The following is a 15,214-nucleotide window of genomic DNA, read 5'->3' as shown; positions in this document are numbered from 1 at the left end:
CCCTATGCCTTTGCTGGCGCTTCAGCTAGCTCAACAACCAGCTCCACTTCCACCGGCGCGTCCAACGGCAGGACGGCAACGCCAACGGCGGAGCGTGCGTGCTCGCCTGCGTCACCAAAGATTTCCTTCATCAGGTCCGAGGCACCGTTAATTACTGCGGGCTGGCTGGTAAAGGCAGGGTCAGAGGAAACAAAGCCGACAATCTTCACAATGCGGGCGACGTTATCCAGGCCCACCAAGGCATCTACAGCGGCCAGAGCATTCAGCGCGCACTGGCGGGCATATTCGGCAGCATCGGCTTCGCTGACTGCTGCGCCGACTTTGCCGGTGGCGGGCAGCGCACCGTCCACAAGCGGCAACTGCCCCGAAGTCCAAACCTGATTACCCACCCGGATGGCGGGGACGTAGCTGGCCACGGGCGCAGCAACAGTGGGCAGTTCAATGCCCAGCTCAGCTAGGCGAGCTTTCCACGACATTATTGAGCCTCCCGCTTCATGTAAGCCACAACATTGTCCGGGTTCGGGCCCGGGGTGACGGCGACGAGTTCCCACCCGTCTTCACCCCAGGTGTCCAGGATCTGCTTAGTGGCGTGCGAGAGCAACGGTACGGTGGCGTATTCCCATTTAGTCATGGCAACCACCATACCGGGATCTCAGGATTAAAGACCTTCGATTGCGGCACCGGAAGACAGATACTCTGCCCAGTCCGTCACATGCGGATTCTTACGAAGAACGGCGCGGCGCTGACGCTCAGTCAGACCACCCCAAACGCCAAACTCCACACGGTTATCCAGTGCATCGGCGCGGCATTCCAGCTGCACCGGGCAACGACGGCACACAACTGCAGCCTTGCGCTGCTCAGCCCCACGGACGAAAAGGGCGTCCGGGTCACCGTTGCGGCAGTTCGCTTGCGTTACCCAATCCCCACGGTCAAACACCAAATTGCCGGATGCGTCACATTTCCGCGCAGTTACTCGGGCTGCAGGCTCAGCGTAGGCGGTGCGACTCAACGTGGCGGTCATGGCAAACCCCTTTCAAATTTCTTGCAACACTCTGCATATTGCATGTGTAAGTGTATTCACAGCCCCCGGCAGGTGTCGAATTGATCACAGATTGGGGGGAGTGGGCTATTCCACCACATCGACGCATCGTTTACTGTAAAAGCGTGTCTGGCATTCGGTCCTTCGGGCAATCTCTTGGAAAGCTGATCACCGCGACGTTGGCGTCTGCGCTGGCAGTGGCGTTGTGTGCTGCCCCGATCGCGGGGCTCGGCGGCATGGCTATTGCGCGTACAGATGAGACGATGCAGTCCAACCTTTCGGACATGTCCGACGGCGCTGTCCCAGGGGTGACCACCATCACAGATGTCAACGGGGACACGATTGCCACGATTTTTAATCAGCGCCGCTATGAGGTGGAGAGCCACCAGATTTCCCAATACGCCAAGGACGCCCTGGTGGCTACGGAGGACCGCCGCTTTTTCACTCATGAGGGCGTAGACATGCAGGGCTTTGCCCGCGCAATGGTGACCAATATTTTGGCCGGTGGGGTGGAGCAGGGCGCGTCCACAATCAACCAGCAGTACGTGAAGAACTACCTGTGGCTGGTGGAGGCCGATTCGGACGAGGACGCCAAGGCCGCAACCGAGCAGTCGATTCCGCGCAAGCTGCGTGAGATGCGCATGGCCTCTGATCTGGACAAGACGCTGGATAAGGATCAGATTCTCACCCGCTACCTAAACCTGGTCAGCTTTGGCAACCACGCCTACGGCATCGAAGCTGCCGCACAGACCTACTTCGGCATCCCGGCTGTGGAGTTGAACCCGGCACAGGCGGCGCTGTTGATCGGCCTGCTGCAGTCCGTTGAGGCGCTCAACCCGTACACCAACCCGGAAGGTGCCACGACGCGCCGCAACATCGTGCTGCAGAACATGGCTGCAGAGGGCTACATCACCCAAGCAGAGGCCGACAGGAATGCAGGCATGCCGCTTGGCATGTTGGAGAAGCCAGCTTTGCTTGCAGACGGCTGCATTGCCGCCGGGGACGCCGGCTTCTTCTGCGATTACGCCCTGCACTACCTGGCGCAGAAGGGCCTGACGCAAGAGGAGCTGGAGCGCGGCTCTTACACCATTCACACCACGCTCAACCCGGCGATTCAGGCGGCAGCAAACGGTGCAGTGCGCAACAACGTTGCGGCGGAAACGCCAGGCGTTGCCAACGTCATGGACATCATCATTCCGGGTACGGAGACGCGTGAGATTGCCGCGATGGCATCTTCCCGCTACTACGGCCTGGACTTAGAGCAGAGTCAGACGATTTTGCCGCAGCCGGCGTCCCTGGTGGGCCATGGTGCGGGTTCCGTGTTCAAGATCTTCACTGCCGCCGCGGCACTTGAGCAGGGCTACGGCCTGGACACCGTGTTGGAGGTGCCCACCCGCTCTGTGGTGTACGGCATGGGTAAAGGTGGCGCGGCCGGCTGCCCGCCGGATGCGTACTGTGTGGAAAACGCCGGCGTGTACCCGCCGCGCATGACGCTGGCGGAGGCGCTCGCCCACTCCCCCAACACCACGTTTATTGAGCTGATCCAGCGCGTGGGCGTCGCCCCGGTGGTGGATACGGCCGTGCGTTTGGGGCTGCGTTCGTACCTTGATGAGGGCTCATTTGGGGACGGCCGTTCAATCGCGCAGGCCGCCAAGGACGAAAACATGGGCGCGTTCACCCTTGGGCCGCTGGCGGTCAACGCCCTTGAGCTTTCCAATGTGGGCGCCACGTTGGCTTCGCGCGGCATGTGGTGCGAACCCAACCCGATCCGAAGCGTGACGGACAAGGATGGCCACGAGGTCTACATCGAGCGCCCTGCGTGTGAGCAGGCGATTGCCCCGGAGGTCGCCGCCGCATTGTCCCAGGGCATGTCACTGGACACCATCGAGGGCACCGCACAGCGCGCCGCTAACTTCAACGGCTGGCGCGCGCCGGTTGCCGCGAAGACGGGTACCACGGAGTCTCACCAGTCCTCGGCGTTCCTCGCCTTTACCCGCGGCGTGTCTGCTGCGCCGTACATTTTCAACGACGGCATCCAGTCCTCCCCGCTGTGTACCGGGCCGGTGCGCCAGTGCTCCTACGGCAACCTGTTTGGCGGCAACGAAGCTGCCGATACGTGGTTCCAGGGCGCCGGCCAAGTGCCAGGCGCGGCTTCTGCTGGCCTGCCTGAGTCTTCCTGGACGTACAAGAAGGGCACGCGCCGCGGCGTGTTGGACGAGGTGATTGGTATGCAGTCCGCCGCCGCCCGCTCCAAGCTGGAGGCGCAAGGCTTTACGGTCACCGTGGTCACCGTCAGCGGCGGCGGCGCGCCCGCAGGCCAGGTGGTGTCCGTGGCGGCAAGTGATCCGAACTTAACGCGCGGCACCATCGTCACCGTCAACATCTCCGACGGCACGGGCGCCACCACAACCTCCCCCACCGGCACGGCAACCACCACGCCGGGCGCCCCCACTACCTCACCCGGCGCGCCGACGGAGCCTGTGCCCGCGCCGAATCCCCCGGTAGACCTGGATGAGCTTGGCCGTCAGTTCGGTGACGTGGCTGACGGCATCCAGAGCCTGTTCAACAACTAGGCCAGCTAGCTCAGGCGCGCCTTCACAGCCTCGGAGATGCGCTTGCCGTCCGCGCGACCAGCGGCGGCAGCGGTAGCTTCCTTCATCACCTGGCCCATCTGGGCCATGGAGGTGGCGCCGGTGGAGTTCACGGCGGCGTCTACAAGCTGGGAAAGCTCCTCGTCCGTCAGCTGCTTCGGCTGGTAGACCTCCAGGATCTCCGCTTCCTTCAGCTCCTGGGCTGCCAGGTCCTCGCGGCCGTTGGTCTGGTAGATCTCGGCGGATTCGCGGCGCTTCTTGATTTCGCGGGCGATGATCTTCTGAATCTCGGACTCTTCGAGCTCGTGCTTTGCGCCCTCGGTCTCGGCGAGTTGGATGGCGGCGAGCAGCATGCGGATGGTGCCGGTGCGGTCCTTGTCCTTGGCCTTCATGGCCTCTTTCATGTCTGCGCGGATCTGGTCTTTGAATGCACTCATGCTTGCGAGATTACAGTGGTGTGAATGAAGAAGGTCATTGGAGCTTTAGGCTTATCGACGCTCACGTGGGCCATCACCCAAACCACCCACTTTCAGCTGCACGAATACGAACTGCCGTTGCTGCCGCCAGGCACGCTGAAGGGTTCACAGCGCGGTAAAGACGACTTCCGCATTCTGCACATCTCGGATCTGCACATGATTCCGGGGCAGAAGAAGAAAGTGTCGTTTGTCTCCGGACTGGCCGATTTGGAGCCAGACCTGGTGATCAACACCGGCGATAACCTTTCGGATACGCGCGCGGTGCCGTGGGTGCTCGACGCTTTGGGCCCGCTTTTGAACGTGCCGGGCGCGTTCGTCTTTGGCACGAACGATTACTGGGCGCCGAAGCCGGTTAACCCGCTGAAGTATTTGACCGGCGGCAAGCGCACTCCGTCTTACGTGGACCTTCCGTGGGAGGGCATGCGCGCGGCGTTTATTGAACGCGGCTGGCAAGACGCCACCCACAAGCGCCTGGAGTTCAAGGCCTCCGGCGTGCGCTTGGCCTTGGCGGGTGTGGACGACCCGCACCACGACCTTGATAACTACTCCAAGGTGGCGGGCGCCCCCAACCCCGATGCGGACCTCACAATTGGCCTTCTGCATGCTCCTTACAGGCGCGTCCTTGACGCCTTCGAGTCCGACGGCTACCAACTCGCCCTTGCCGGCCACACCCACGGCGGCCAGATCTGTTTGCCGGGGCGGCGCGCGATTGTGACGAACGCAGACATTGACCGCAAGCGTGCCTCTGGCCTGCACCGTTATGGACGCATGTGGATGGAGGTCTCCCCCGGCTTGGGCCAGTCGAAGTTCGCGCCGGTGCGCCTGTTCTGCCCGCCGACGGCAGTGCTGCTGCGGGTGGTTGAGCGCTCTAGCTAGTGGGTGGTTGCGCGCTGGTTTGGTGCTGGTTGCGCGCTGGCTGGGTGGCGATTTTGTCCCTGGCAAGAAGCGGAGTACAGTGTTGCGAGTACCGCGGGGCAAAAGCCGCAAGGTATACAACCGGGATATGGCGCAGCTTGGTAGCGCGCTTCGTTCGGGACGAAGAGGTCGCAGGTTCAAATCCTGTTATCCCGACCACATCACCTCCAGGGTTCACGCCCTGGAGGTTTTCTCGTTCTGTGGGTTAGGCTGGCGTGCCCGGCTTGCCTGGCGCAAACATCGGATAGCGCCCGACGCTGAACCGTCTAGTCGTCGACTGCACCCGGTGCGTGTCTAGTCCGACATCTCCTGGTTACCGAAGATCGGATGTCTGGCGTGCGCCGCGGAGGGCATCGATCCTTAGATAGCGCGTGAGCTTCACAAACGCTGACCCCTGGCCTGCTTCGTTATGCACTATTTCCACTGGGTTAGAAATGGTTTCCGGGGCTGCCGGATCGGACAGCAGGTAGATGACATAGTTTTTGTCAGCGGTGTAACCATTTCCAAGTCCGTGTTTCATGAGCTTTCCGATTTTCCGTGAACGCTCGTCACCGGACTCCAGCTTTTTCGCATGTTCTTTTGACCACTCCTGCGGAATATAGCGTTCCTCAATGAGGGGGAGTTCACGTGCTATGTGGGCTTTAGGCTCGGAGCTCACATACGTTGAGACTGATGTGGAGTGTGGGTCCTCCTTGGGCAAATAAAAGCCGAGGTAGGTAACTTCACGTCCTATACGTACGGAGTCTTCGAGAATGATCCCGTGCTTTGAGCGGTAGCAGTCATATAAAGGGTAGCGGAAGCTACCCTTGCCAGATTTCACTACTGAACGGTTACGCGTAGACGCAACGATCAAGGTGTCGGGTTCGTTTGGAACGTTAGGACGCTTCTTAAGTACGTCCTCAACTCGTGAAAGTGAAGAGATCCATTCGACAGCTGCTGGATCAATCCACGCTATTAGTCTTTCGATCTTCTTCATTTCAATAGCGGGGTCGATCGTCAGCAGTGAATCCTGGTGCGAGCATCGGTTGCGTAGCTGACGCAGGTCCTCGAGGGCGAGTCCGACTATTTGGGAATCTCGCTGGCCTGGGAATGCACGGTGAAGGTGTGAATTCCAAAGCGCTGATTTCTGAAAATCGCTTGGATAGACAAGGTCAGTCCAAAAACCGAGGTTGAGCTGGGAAATAATATCGTTCTTGTCTGGAGCCTTTTGTGTTTTTCGGTCCGTGAGGCGCGCTGCCACAGAGGCGATATTGTCCATGTTCGGCCGATTCCAGGGAAAGGACATCGGGTGGACCTTCTCAAGCTCCCGCATCATCGCGTTTCGGATAAGGACTTCAACATGATGTACTACTTCGAACAGTGCCGCAGAAATCGCTGCGTTCCACTCGTAAAGATCCCAAGCCTTTTCCTTGAAGCCCCCGGCTTGTTTGAGATATGGCTGGAACCGAGCTTCTGAAATCCACGAGATATTTCTTGGCATGAATTCCCTCCCAATTGCATGTTTCATTACCCCTTAATGCCGCAAGATTATATACTGCCTTGCAGACCGGTGAATGACCTTGTCTTCGCCGGTGAGGGTCTCGTTGAAGCGTATTAGCGCTTACGGGGCCCTCTTCCGGTTCACGAGTAGAAGAGGCTCGGAGTTCTGTGGAGCCCCTTTCGGCTAGTAGCCGGGTGTAGGTAGCTACAAACTTGGTAAGCGGCTGTAACTCGGCGGGCGGGGCAAGCGTTTATATAGGTGGACCCTGGATCGTCCGCGAAACGCAGAATCCACTACGCATTGAAGGAGCCACCCATGAAACTGCGTACCCTTGCCGCCGCGACCGCCTGCACGGTTGCCATGACCGCCCTCGCCGTTCCTGCAAACGCCGCCGAGATTGGAGAGCAGAAGGACGGACGCTGCGCAGTGAAGTTCAGCAAGGAAGAGCTGAACTACGCACGTGGCACGTTTGATCAGTCGAAGAAGATTGGTGACTATGAGCGTGCGCGCGATGTGGTGAAGGTGGTTGAGGGGGTGTTCGCGGAGGCGTCGGAACGCACAGAGCATGTGCAAGCTGTCTACGAGCAGGCGAAGCGCGACCTGGAAACCCTAAAGCCCACAACTGGGGCAACCCAGGAGGACGTTGATCTCAACAACTTCACCGTCAAGCCCGTGAAGGACACCGGCTTCCCGAAGATCCCCACAGTCTTCCCGCTGGAGAACACGGATGGGTTGACCAAGGAGCAGGTGGACAAGCTCAACGCGGCCTGGGTGGCGACGCCTTCCGGCCAGCTTGAGAAGCGCGTGAACAAATGGAGCACCTCGGTAAAGCTTGCGGAAAATGCGTGTGCCAGCGGCATCAGCAAGGTCATCGCGTTCCCGGAGGAATCCGACTACGCGGGTGGTGTGGTGCCGGGGGTGGATCTGTCCTCCATGAGCAGCCAGAGCGGCGAGAACAACTTTGACGTCATCGCTGGCGTGGTGATCTCCGTGCTTGTGGCACTAGTTGGCCTGGTGGCTGCGCTGCCGAAGTTGGGCATCCAGCTTCCGTTCGAGCTAAAGCTGTAGGCCAGCACCTGCAAGGAAATCAAACGCGTTGCGCTGTTGAACGTGGCCGGTGTCCAAGGCAATGCGGTCCCCGGTTAACAGCACGCAGCGCGCTCCCGCCGGCAAACCCTCAAATGAGGACAGTTTCCGTGCCAGCACCCGCTCATCCATGGCCGTGAGCGCGACCTGGACGTAGATGCTGGTGTCGCCTTTTCGCGCGAGGAAGTCGATCTTGCCGCCAGCGCCGATGCCGGTAAACACCTCGAATCGGCGACGCAGCAGCTCAAGGTAGACCTGGTTTTCCAGGTCATGTCCGGTATTGGAACCGCGACGACCTGTCAACGCGTCACGCAACCCGGCATCCACCCAGTAGTACTTCGGCGTGGTTTTCAACCATCCGCGTCCGCGCGTGTCGAAGCGGTGGCAGGGGTAGATCAGGTGGGCGTCGATAAGCAAATGCAAATACCTGTCAACCGTGTCCGTGCTGATACTGATCCCGCTGGATTTAAGTGTGTTGGCAATTTTGTTGGCGGACAGGGGTGATCCCGCGTTGTCGAGAACGAAGGCGGCGACGCGGAGGAACACTGCAGTGTCACGAATTTCGCCACGTAGGGCGATGTCGCGGGTAAAGATGGAATCAAAAAGATCGCGGTTAAGCTGGCGCACCAGATCCGGCGAGGGCTCAAGCACGCTGCGAGCAAAGCCGCCAGTGGTCATCCACCGCTGGTAGGAAACCTCAGCGGGTTCCGCTGCAGGGGTTTGTGTGAATTGGCGGAACTCCGCAAGCGAAAGCGGGAACACCTCCAAGGTGACGTAGCGCCCCGCCAGGTACGTCAGGCCTTCGCCAGCAAACATTGACGCGTTGGAGCCGGTGACGCATATTTCGAGCTTCTGCGCCGTGCGTAAAGAGTTGATCACCCGTGCCCACTGGTCCAACTCTTGAACCTCGTCCACGTGCAGGTACGTAATCGCATCCCGCTCGATCGCATCTAGGACGTAGCTATGAAACACGGTGGCGTCCCGGAGGTGGTCAAACGCCATGTCTTCAAAGTTGATGGTCAAGATCTGACTAGCGCTCATGCCCTTGGAAACAAGATGCTCGCGGTAGAGCTCCAACAGTGTTGATTTTCCGCTACGCCGCACGCCAGTGATTACTCGCACCAGGTCAACGCCTTGGACAGCAGTGAGCTCTGCAAGGTATTGAGGACGAGGAAAAGCACGCATGATTTACGAGTATAGTCGTAACATTTCTAAATTCAGCGCAGAGTTACGGTTACACTCGTAACTTTTCCAAGCCCTCACGCAACCAGAAAGGCGGCCCCTTTTTACAGGGACCGCCTTCACAGGTTCAGCGCTTAAAGCTCAAAGCTAGCGAATTACTCCTGGGAGGACCACTCCTTCGGACGCTTGCCCGGCTCAGAGGAACCACCCTTGAGGCCCCACACCGTCATACCCTGATCGAAACCTTCCTCAGTACAAGCCTGAGCAATCAAAGAGCCCAGCAGCGCAAGCGAGGCGATCACGCCGAGTGCGATACCCAACGGCTGCAACTGCTCGCCGTAGGCAGCGAACTGGCGGTTGACACCGTCAGCCTTCGCCTGCAGCTCACGCATCCACTCCGGATCTTGACGACGCTGACCGTGACCACCAACACCCCAATCATGCGTCGGCATCTTCTCCTGGAAGCGAGCGTTGATCTCAGCGGACGCAGCCTGAATCTGCGGACCAAATGCCTCATTGACGCCGTAGCCAATACCTGCCAGCAGACCGATCGGAAGCATCCACAGCAGCGGACTGTTCGTTGCAAAAGCGTTAGCAACACAACGCTCTGCCTTCTCAGACGAACCCTTCTTGTTGTCCGGGTCTGCCGGAGGCGTCGGCTCATCGGCCTTCTTCTTCGTACCGACCTTGATGATCAGCTTCTGCGGAGCCTTCTCTACAACGCTGCCGTCTTCACGGTGGATGCGCTCGCCAGGCTTACCCGGCTGCACAATCTCGTGCTTACCAGCTTCGAGCTCGGAGTCCTCTACAACCTCGTAGTCGTAGGAAATCTCCTCGGTCCAGCTGGTGCCTGCAGGCGGCTTGGTGCCAACACGCAGCACGCGCTCGACCGGCTTCTCCACCATCTCGGCGACAGGCTTGCCGTCGACAACCTTGATGGTGTAGCGGCCGTCCTTACCAGCAACGTCTTCGACTTCCTCGCCTGGCTTCAGGCTCGGGTCGTAAACGATCCTGGTGGTGTAGCGGACGTTGATATCGAGCTCACCTTCCGGCGTCGGCTGATCCGGGTTCTCCGGGTCAGTCGGGTCGGCCGGCTTGGTGCCGATGAGGATGACGTGATCCTGCTTCTCAACGAGCGTCTCTTCAGTGCCGTCGGAGTTGTGCTGAACCAGGCCGGGCTTGCCTTCCTGTTCAACCTTGTGCTCACCCGCCGGGATGGTGGGGTCAAGCTTGACCTTCACCTCGAACGGGATCCGTTCCTTCCACTCCTGACCAGCCGGCGGCTTGGTGCCAACACGGATGATCTTCTCGATTGGCTCCTTCACGACGTTCACCGAAGGCTGACCATTCTCGACGGTCACCTCGACCTTGCCGTTTGCACCTTCCTGGTCCACGATTTCCTGACCAGGCTCAAGCGTCTCGTCGTAGATGATCTTCGTGGTGTACGGAAGCTCGACTTCCTTCGGCTCGACCGGTGGGGTCGGTTCGTCGGTCGGCGGAGTCGGATTCGCAGGCTTCTTGGTACCGACGCGGATGATCGCCTTCTTCGGCTCCTTCGTGCGCTCGGTCTTCACCTCAGGCTCGCCGGATGGCTTGCCGTCGACAAGCTTCTGCGTGGAGGTGACGACCTCCTCGCCGAACTCGCCCTGCTCGATGACCTGCTTGCCTTCTTCAAGGTTCGGGTCTTCGACGATTTCGGTTTCGAACTCGACCAGGCGGGTGGTCTTGGAGACGACGCTGTCGTCCTCAAGGCCCGGGCCGAACTCGACGATTCGCGGAGTTGGCTCGGTGCGATCGGTGACCTCGGTCTTGGTGGCTTCACCGCTGGTACCTGTGAAGGTTGCGGTGTAGGTGGCTTCGCCGTCCTTGCCTTCCTGGACAACCCGAACCTCACCCGGAGCGAGCTCCGAGTTCGGACGCAGTTCCGTCGGGTACGGGATCGGCTCCTTCCACTCCACCTTGTCGGTAGCAGTTGCCTGCTTGGTGCCGACCTTGATCACCTTGGTGACCGGCTCGGTGGTGGTGGTTTCGTCGCCACGCGTTGCCTCGACGACCTTGCTGTTCACGATCTTCTGGGTGATCTTGGTGATCTTCTCACCAGGCTTGCCCTCGGTGACGATCTTGTACTCGCCGGCAGGGCTCTCCGGGTCGTACTCAATCACGGTGTCGAACGGAATCGGCAGCTTCTCTTCCAGCTCGTACGTGCCATCGGTCATGGAACCGACACGGACGATCTTCTTCCTCGGCGCCTTGGTCTGCTCGACGGTGATGCTCGGCTCGCCGTCCGGCTTGCCGTCCTTGATCTTCTGGGTCGAGGTGATCAGCTCCTCGCCCTTCTCGCCTTCCTGCTCGACCTTGGTCTGGCCGACCGGCACCGTGTTGTCCACGATGAACTCGGTCTCGAAGTTAACCTCGCGGGTCGTCTTCGACGTCAGCGTCTGGTCAGGAGTGGTCGGACCGTACTCGATGATCTCGTTGACTGGAGCCTTGGTCTGCTTCTCCTCAGGGGTGACCGAAGAGTCGTCGCCCTTGGAGGTGAAGTTGGCCGTGTAGGTCTTCTCACCCGGCTCGCCCTTCTGGACGATCTTGATCTCGCCCGGCTTCAGATCCGGGTTCGGACGGGTCTCAACCTCGAACGGAACCGGTGCCTTCCACTCGACCTTCTCAGAGGTCTCGGACGGCTTGGTGCCGACCTTGATCACCTGATCGACAGGCTTCTCGGTGATCTTCTCCTCGACGGTGGCCTCGCCATCCGGCTGGGAGTTGGTGACCTTCTGGGTGACCGTGGTGGTCTTCTTACCCGGCTTACCTTCGGTGACAACCTCGGACTTGCCAGCAGGCATGTTCGGGTCGTACTCGATCTTCACACCGAACGGGACCTCAGACTCGACGGTCTTCTTGGTTTCACCGGTGGTCTTGGTGCCGATGCGGATCTTGGCCTTCTTCGGGACCTTGGTCTGCTCGATGTTGATGCTCGGCTCGCCGTCCGGCTTGCCGTCCTTGATCTTCTGGGTGGAGGTGATGGTCTGCTCACCCGGGACGCCCTCTTCGTCGACAACTTGCTTGCCGGACTCGAGGGTGTCGTCGTAGACGTATTCGATCTCGAACGGGACCTCTTGGGTCTTCTTGCTGGTCAGTTCCTGATCAGGGATAGCCGGTCCGACCTCGATGATGCGAGTAACCGGTTCCTTGGTGGTCTCTTCCTCAGCAACCTGTGCCTCAGAGCCCTTGGCGGTGAACTTGGCGGTATAGGTCTTCTCGCCGTTCTCGCCTTCCTGGACGGTCTTCATCTCGCCAGGCTTGAGCTCTGGGTTCTCGCGAACCTCAGTCGGGTACGGAATCGGGAACTTCCAAGTCACGTCCTTGGCGCTCTCGGCAGGCTTGGTGCCGATAACGACGACCTCGTTCTTCGGTGCCTTGTGCGCTCCCAGGTGCCGTCCTTGTGCATCTTGGCTGCACCCGGCTCACCCTTGGTTTCGACCTTGTACTCACCAGCAGGGAGGGACTCGTCGAACTTGTACTCGACCTCGAACGGTTCCTCACGCTCCGGAAGTCCGAGGACATTGACGACAGCGTATGCAATATCCGTAGAACCGTCTTCGTAAGTCACGGTGACCGGAATCTTGACTTGCGTGCCCGGCTTTGCATCCGCAGGTGCGGTTGCAGTGATCTGGCCATTGTCGTCGATGCTGACATTCCAACCAGCCGGAACATCGCCCAGCTTGTAGGGGTTTTCCTTCGCAACGTTGACGTTGTCCGGCTTCTCAAGAGCAACCGGCAACGTTGCAGTCTCACCCGGGTAAACCGTTTCTACAGGGTAGGTCGGCTCAGCTTCCCAGCTGTTGGTGTGCTTCACCACGGTGGTGACGGGAACCTCTGGGCGGGAGCCGTCCGGGGTCTGGACGGTAACGGTGATGGTCTTCTTGTCGCCTGGCTTCGCGGTTGCCGGCGGGGTGGAGGAGACAACACCGGTCTTCGGGTCAATCTTGTATTTCCAGCCGTCGACTTTCTGCTCCGTGACCGGATTGCCGTCCTCGTCGTTACCGAAGGAGTAGGTCGAGTCTTGCGGCGCACCCGTTACCTGGTGGTCAACAGCCTGGTTCGGACCGGTGACCTGCACGTTGTACTGCGGGGCGACGTCGCCCTTGATCACAACGACGGTGCCCTTCACCTTCTGCGGGTCAGCGCCATCGTAGTAGGCGAGAACCGGTACATCCAGGATGTCGCCTTCCGGCGCATCCTTCGGGATGGTCGTGGTGATCTTGCCGGTGTTTTCGTCGATCTTAACGGTCCACGTCTTGCCGTCTTTACTCGTGAGGGTATTCGTGGTTTGACCGTTCTCGAAGGTGTAGCGCTTCGGAGCCTCGTCAGAGGTGTTACCGCTGAGGCCACGCTCAGGAACTTTCGGAGTCAGGCTGACCTTGGCGTTCGGCTTGTTGGTCACCGTGTCGTACTCAGGGACCTTGATGTCCACGATCGCCTGGAACTGGGTCTCAATCTCATCGTCGGTGCCATCCGGGTAGGTGGCTTTCACCTTCGGGGTGATGACGGTGCCCGGCGCGACAGAATCGTCTGCCTTCGCGGTAACCTTACCGGTTTCATCGACCGTAACGGTCCAACCGGACGGTACGGTGTCCGGGTCAACCTCAAACTTCGCTGGGTGAACTGCCTTGTGGCCCTTCATGATGGGCTTGAGACCGATCTGGGCGGTGAGCTCTTGTTTAATACGACCCTTGGTCAGACCCGGACGCACCAGGTCGGTGACCTGGGTGTTGTTCGGGTCGACAACCACGAGGAGTTCCAGCTCGTCCGTGGAGCCGTTGGAGTACTCCACCGTGATCACGGGGCGCGCGAAGGTGCCCGGACGTGGGTTCTCCGGAGCGGTGACGGTGACGTTGTAGTCCTCGTCAATCTCCACGGTCCAGCCCTCGTAGACGTACTTCTCGTCAAGAGTGGCCTTAGCTTCGAACCCCTTCTGATCCTTCTTCTTCGCCAGTTCCTTGATCAGATCAGGGGTCTGGGTGAAGGTGACCTTCTGCGGCTCGGTAGCAAGAGGACCGGTAGCGCTATCGACACCGGAGATGATCGAAGCGTCCGTCTTGTCATACTTCGGGTCGTGGTACTCGGTGTCATCCAGCGAGAACGCCTTGGAGTCGATGACGTTCGCCTTGCTGTAGCGATCCAGCGAGTTGGAGCTATCGAAGGCCTTGCCTTCGCCGGAGTTGTCGGAGTTGTTGTGCTCAACAGCGGCCTGGAGTTCGTCAACGGTACGCGGCTTCGCCAGAACGGAGAAGTTGACGTTCTTATCGGTCGCCAAGTCAGTACCGCGGTACTTCGGCCAGGTGAAGAAGATTTCACCGGTCGTTTCGTCGATACGCAGGTTCTGCGTACCACCGGAGGCTTCCGGGTCCGTGGTGCCGATGAACTTGCCGTTGCCGTCGTAGGCCTCCACGACCATGCGGGACATGGAATCGTCCGTACCGCCACCGTCGTCGTTCTGCACAGCAGGAATGTTGACGGTACCGACCTTGGTTTCGTCACCGGGCACGATGACGTGCTTCTCCCAGTTCTCCCACGACACCGTGATCGGGTTACATTCAATGTTCTCGCTCGGCCACGGGTTTACAACAGCTTTGAATTCCGAGCTGTCACCTTCCGTGGCTTTCAGGCCCGAAGGATTGTCCTTCGTGTAATTGCTCTGCCAGGCATAGCGCACGGGATTGGCGGCAGTGGCCGAAGCGAACTGCTTGACTTTCGCATCGGTCAGCTCTGCGTAGAGATTCAGGTTTCGTTGTGCGCGAGAACCAGTAATGTCGATGCTTTCGTCGGCCTTGTGCGTGACGCTCTTGTCAAGGAAGGTCTGGCCGGCCTCCATGGAAGGCACCTTGCCGGTACCCAAGACGCCGCCAAGGTTCGCCCCATTGGTGAAGTACCAATCGGCGAACGTGCGGTCCTTCGAGTTATCAAAGGAGACGCTTAAGCCCCACAGGGTCTTGTCGGGGCTATCTGTACTTGGCTCTAGGGTGTTCCAGCTGAAACCAGCCTGGCTGTGGTTAGCGGTGTCGGTCTCTGAAACAACACATGATCCGGCCGGCAGGTCGGAGGCCTTCTGGGCGCCCTTCTCCACCGCGCCGGACTTGTCGCGGATTCCGCCGGACAATGTGGCAGCCGCAGCGTACGGTGCCAGCGGGCCCGGGCCGACGACGCTCAGGCCACCAAGCGCGAGCGCAATCGCGGACGAGGCCGCGATTCCCGTACGCGCCCGTTTCTGCGAACGCTGAATCGAACGAGACGAATCAGTCACAATTACTCCTTCATAGATCCGCGAAGCACCTGCGCACCGCTACAACAAGGAAAGCGACGTTAGCCGCTACCAGATCAGTCCAGCACGTAAACACTCAATGCGATTAGCTTTACGCATGCCCAATAGGGCAGACGCCTCAAC

At 59.7% G+C, this 15,214-nt stretch carries 11 protein-coding genes and 1 tRNA gene; 4 read left to right on the top strand and 8 right to left on the bottom strand.

Going from position 1 to position 15,214, the window contains the following annotated elements; all coding sequences use genetic code 11:
- Nucleotides 1–2 precede the first annotated feature (2 nt).
- The 3 genes from I6I71_RS03820 to I6I71_RS03810 are packed head-to-tail and all read right to left on the bottom strand — an operon-like array spanning nt 3 to nt 1,021.
- Nucleotides 3–476, bottom strand: coding sequence for a RidA family protein (locus I6I71_RS03820; protein WP_201822359.1), 474 nt, complete (start codon nt 474–476; stop codon nt 3–5).
- Nucleotides 476–631 (bottom strand): DUF4177 domain-containing protein, encoded by a 156-nt coding sequence (locus I6I71_RS03815; RefSeq protein ID WP_180950503.1) that lies wholly within the window; start codon nt 629–631, stop codon nt 476–478. The genes I6I71_RS03820 and I6I71_RS03815 overlap by 1 nt, the downstream gene beginning before the upstream one ends.
- A 27-nt stretch (nt 632–658) precedes the next feature.
- Entirely contained in the window at nt 659–1,021 is a 363-nt protein-coding gene (locus I6I71_RS03810; RefSeq protein WP_083278896.1) for a WhiB family transcriptional regulator, read from the bottom strand.
- Nucleotides 1,022–1,164: 143 nt separating this feature from the next.
- On the opposite strand from I6I71_RS03810, the gene I6I71_RS03805 reads away from it, so the two are divergent.
- Nucleotides 1,165–3,612: a transglycosylase domain-containing protein gene (locus I6I71_RS03805; RefSeq protein ID WP_236587386.1), complete on the top strand. Its 2,448-nt coding sequence runs from the start codon at nt 1,165–1,167 to the stop codon at nt 3,610–3,612.
- 5 nt (nt 3,613–3,617) lie between these two features.
- Here I6I71_RS03805 and I6I71_RS03800 read toward each other — a convergent pair whose 3' ends face one another.
- On the bottom strand, nt 3,618–4,067 hold the full coding sequence (locus tag I6I71_RS03800; protein WP_201822357.1) for a GatB/YqeY domain-containing protein: 450 nt from the start codon (nt 4,065–4,067) through the stop codon (nt 3,618–3,620).
- 24 nt (nt 4,068–4,091) lie between these two features.
- On the opposite strand from I6I71_RS03800, the gene I6I71_RS03795 reads away from it, so the two are divergent.
- Both I6I71_RS03795 and I6I71_RS03790 read left to right on the top strand, forming a co-directional pair.
- The gene (locus I6I71_RS03795; RefSeq protein ID WP_201822355.1) at nt 4,092–4,982 is read left to right on the top strand and encodes a metallophosphoesterase; all 891 of its coding nucleotides are present in this window, start codon (nt 4,092–4,094) and stop codon (nt 4,980–4,982) included.
- A gap of 121 nt (nt 4,983–5,103) precedes the next feature.
- A tRNA-Pro gene (locus I6I71_RS03790) sits at nt 5,104–5,180 on the top strand.
- Nucleotides 5,181–5,334: 154 nt separating this feature from the next.
- Here the strand turns inward: I6I71_RS03790 and I6I71_RS03785 are convergent.
- Nucleotides 5,335–6,501: a hypothetical protein gene (locus tag I6I71_RS03785; RefSeq protein WP_201822353.1), complete on the bottom strand. Its 1,167-nt coding sequence runs from the start codon at nt 6,499–6,501 to the stop codon at nt 5,335–5,337.
- A 315-nt stretch (nt 6,502–6,816) separates the two neighbouring features.
- Between I6I71_RS03785 and I6I71_RS03780 the strand changes: the two genes are divergently transcribed.
- On the top strand, nt 6,817–7,569 hold the full coding sequence (locus I6I71_RS03780; protein ID WP_201822351.1) for a hypothetical protein: 753 nt from the start codon (nt 6,817–6,819) through the stop codon (nt 7,567–7,569).
- Here I6I71_RS03780 and I6I71_RS03775 read toward each other — a convergent pair.
- The 3 genes from I6I71_RS03775 to I6I71_RS12020 all read right to left on the bottom strand — a co-directional run bounded on the left by I6I71_RS03775 (nt 7,558) and on the right by I6I71_RS12020 (nt 15,073).
- Nucleotides 7,558–8,772 carry an ATP-binding protein gene (locus tag I6I71_RS03775; RefSeq protein ID WP_201822349.1) on the bottom strand — a complete coding sequence of 405 codons (1,215 nt, stop codon included), beginning with the start codon at nt 8,770–8,772 and terminating at the stop codon, nt 7,558–7,560. The two genes, I6I71_RS03780 and I6I71_RS03775, sit on opposite strands and share 12 nt — an antisense overlap.
- A gap of 152 nt (nt 8,773–8,924) precedes the next feature.
- Nucleotides 8,925–12,128, bottom strand: coding sequence for a G5 domain-containing protein (locus tag I6I71_RS12025; RefSeq protein ID WP_236587385.1), 3,204 nt, complete (start codon nt 12,126–12,128; stop codon nt 8,925–8,927).
- A complete protein-coding gene (locus tag I6I71_RS12020; RefSeq protein WP_236587384.1) occupies nt 12,125–15,073 on the bottom strand; it encodes an adhesin domain containing protein in 2,949 nt (982 codons plus the stop codon). The genes I6I71_RS12025 and I6I71_RS12020 overlap by 4 nt, the downstream gene beginning before the upstream one ends.
- Between the last annotated feature and the right edge of the window lie 141 nt (nt 15,074–15,214).

This window comes from Corynebacterium riegelii, from assembly GCF_016728505.1.
GTDB lineage: Bacteria > Actinomycetota > Actinomycetes > Mycobacteriales > Mycobacteriaceae > Corynebacterium > Corynebacterium riegelii.
The sequence above is the reverse complement of the archived record's forward strand: the minus strand, read 5'-3'. Positions and strand labels throughout refer to the sequence as shown.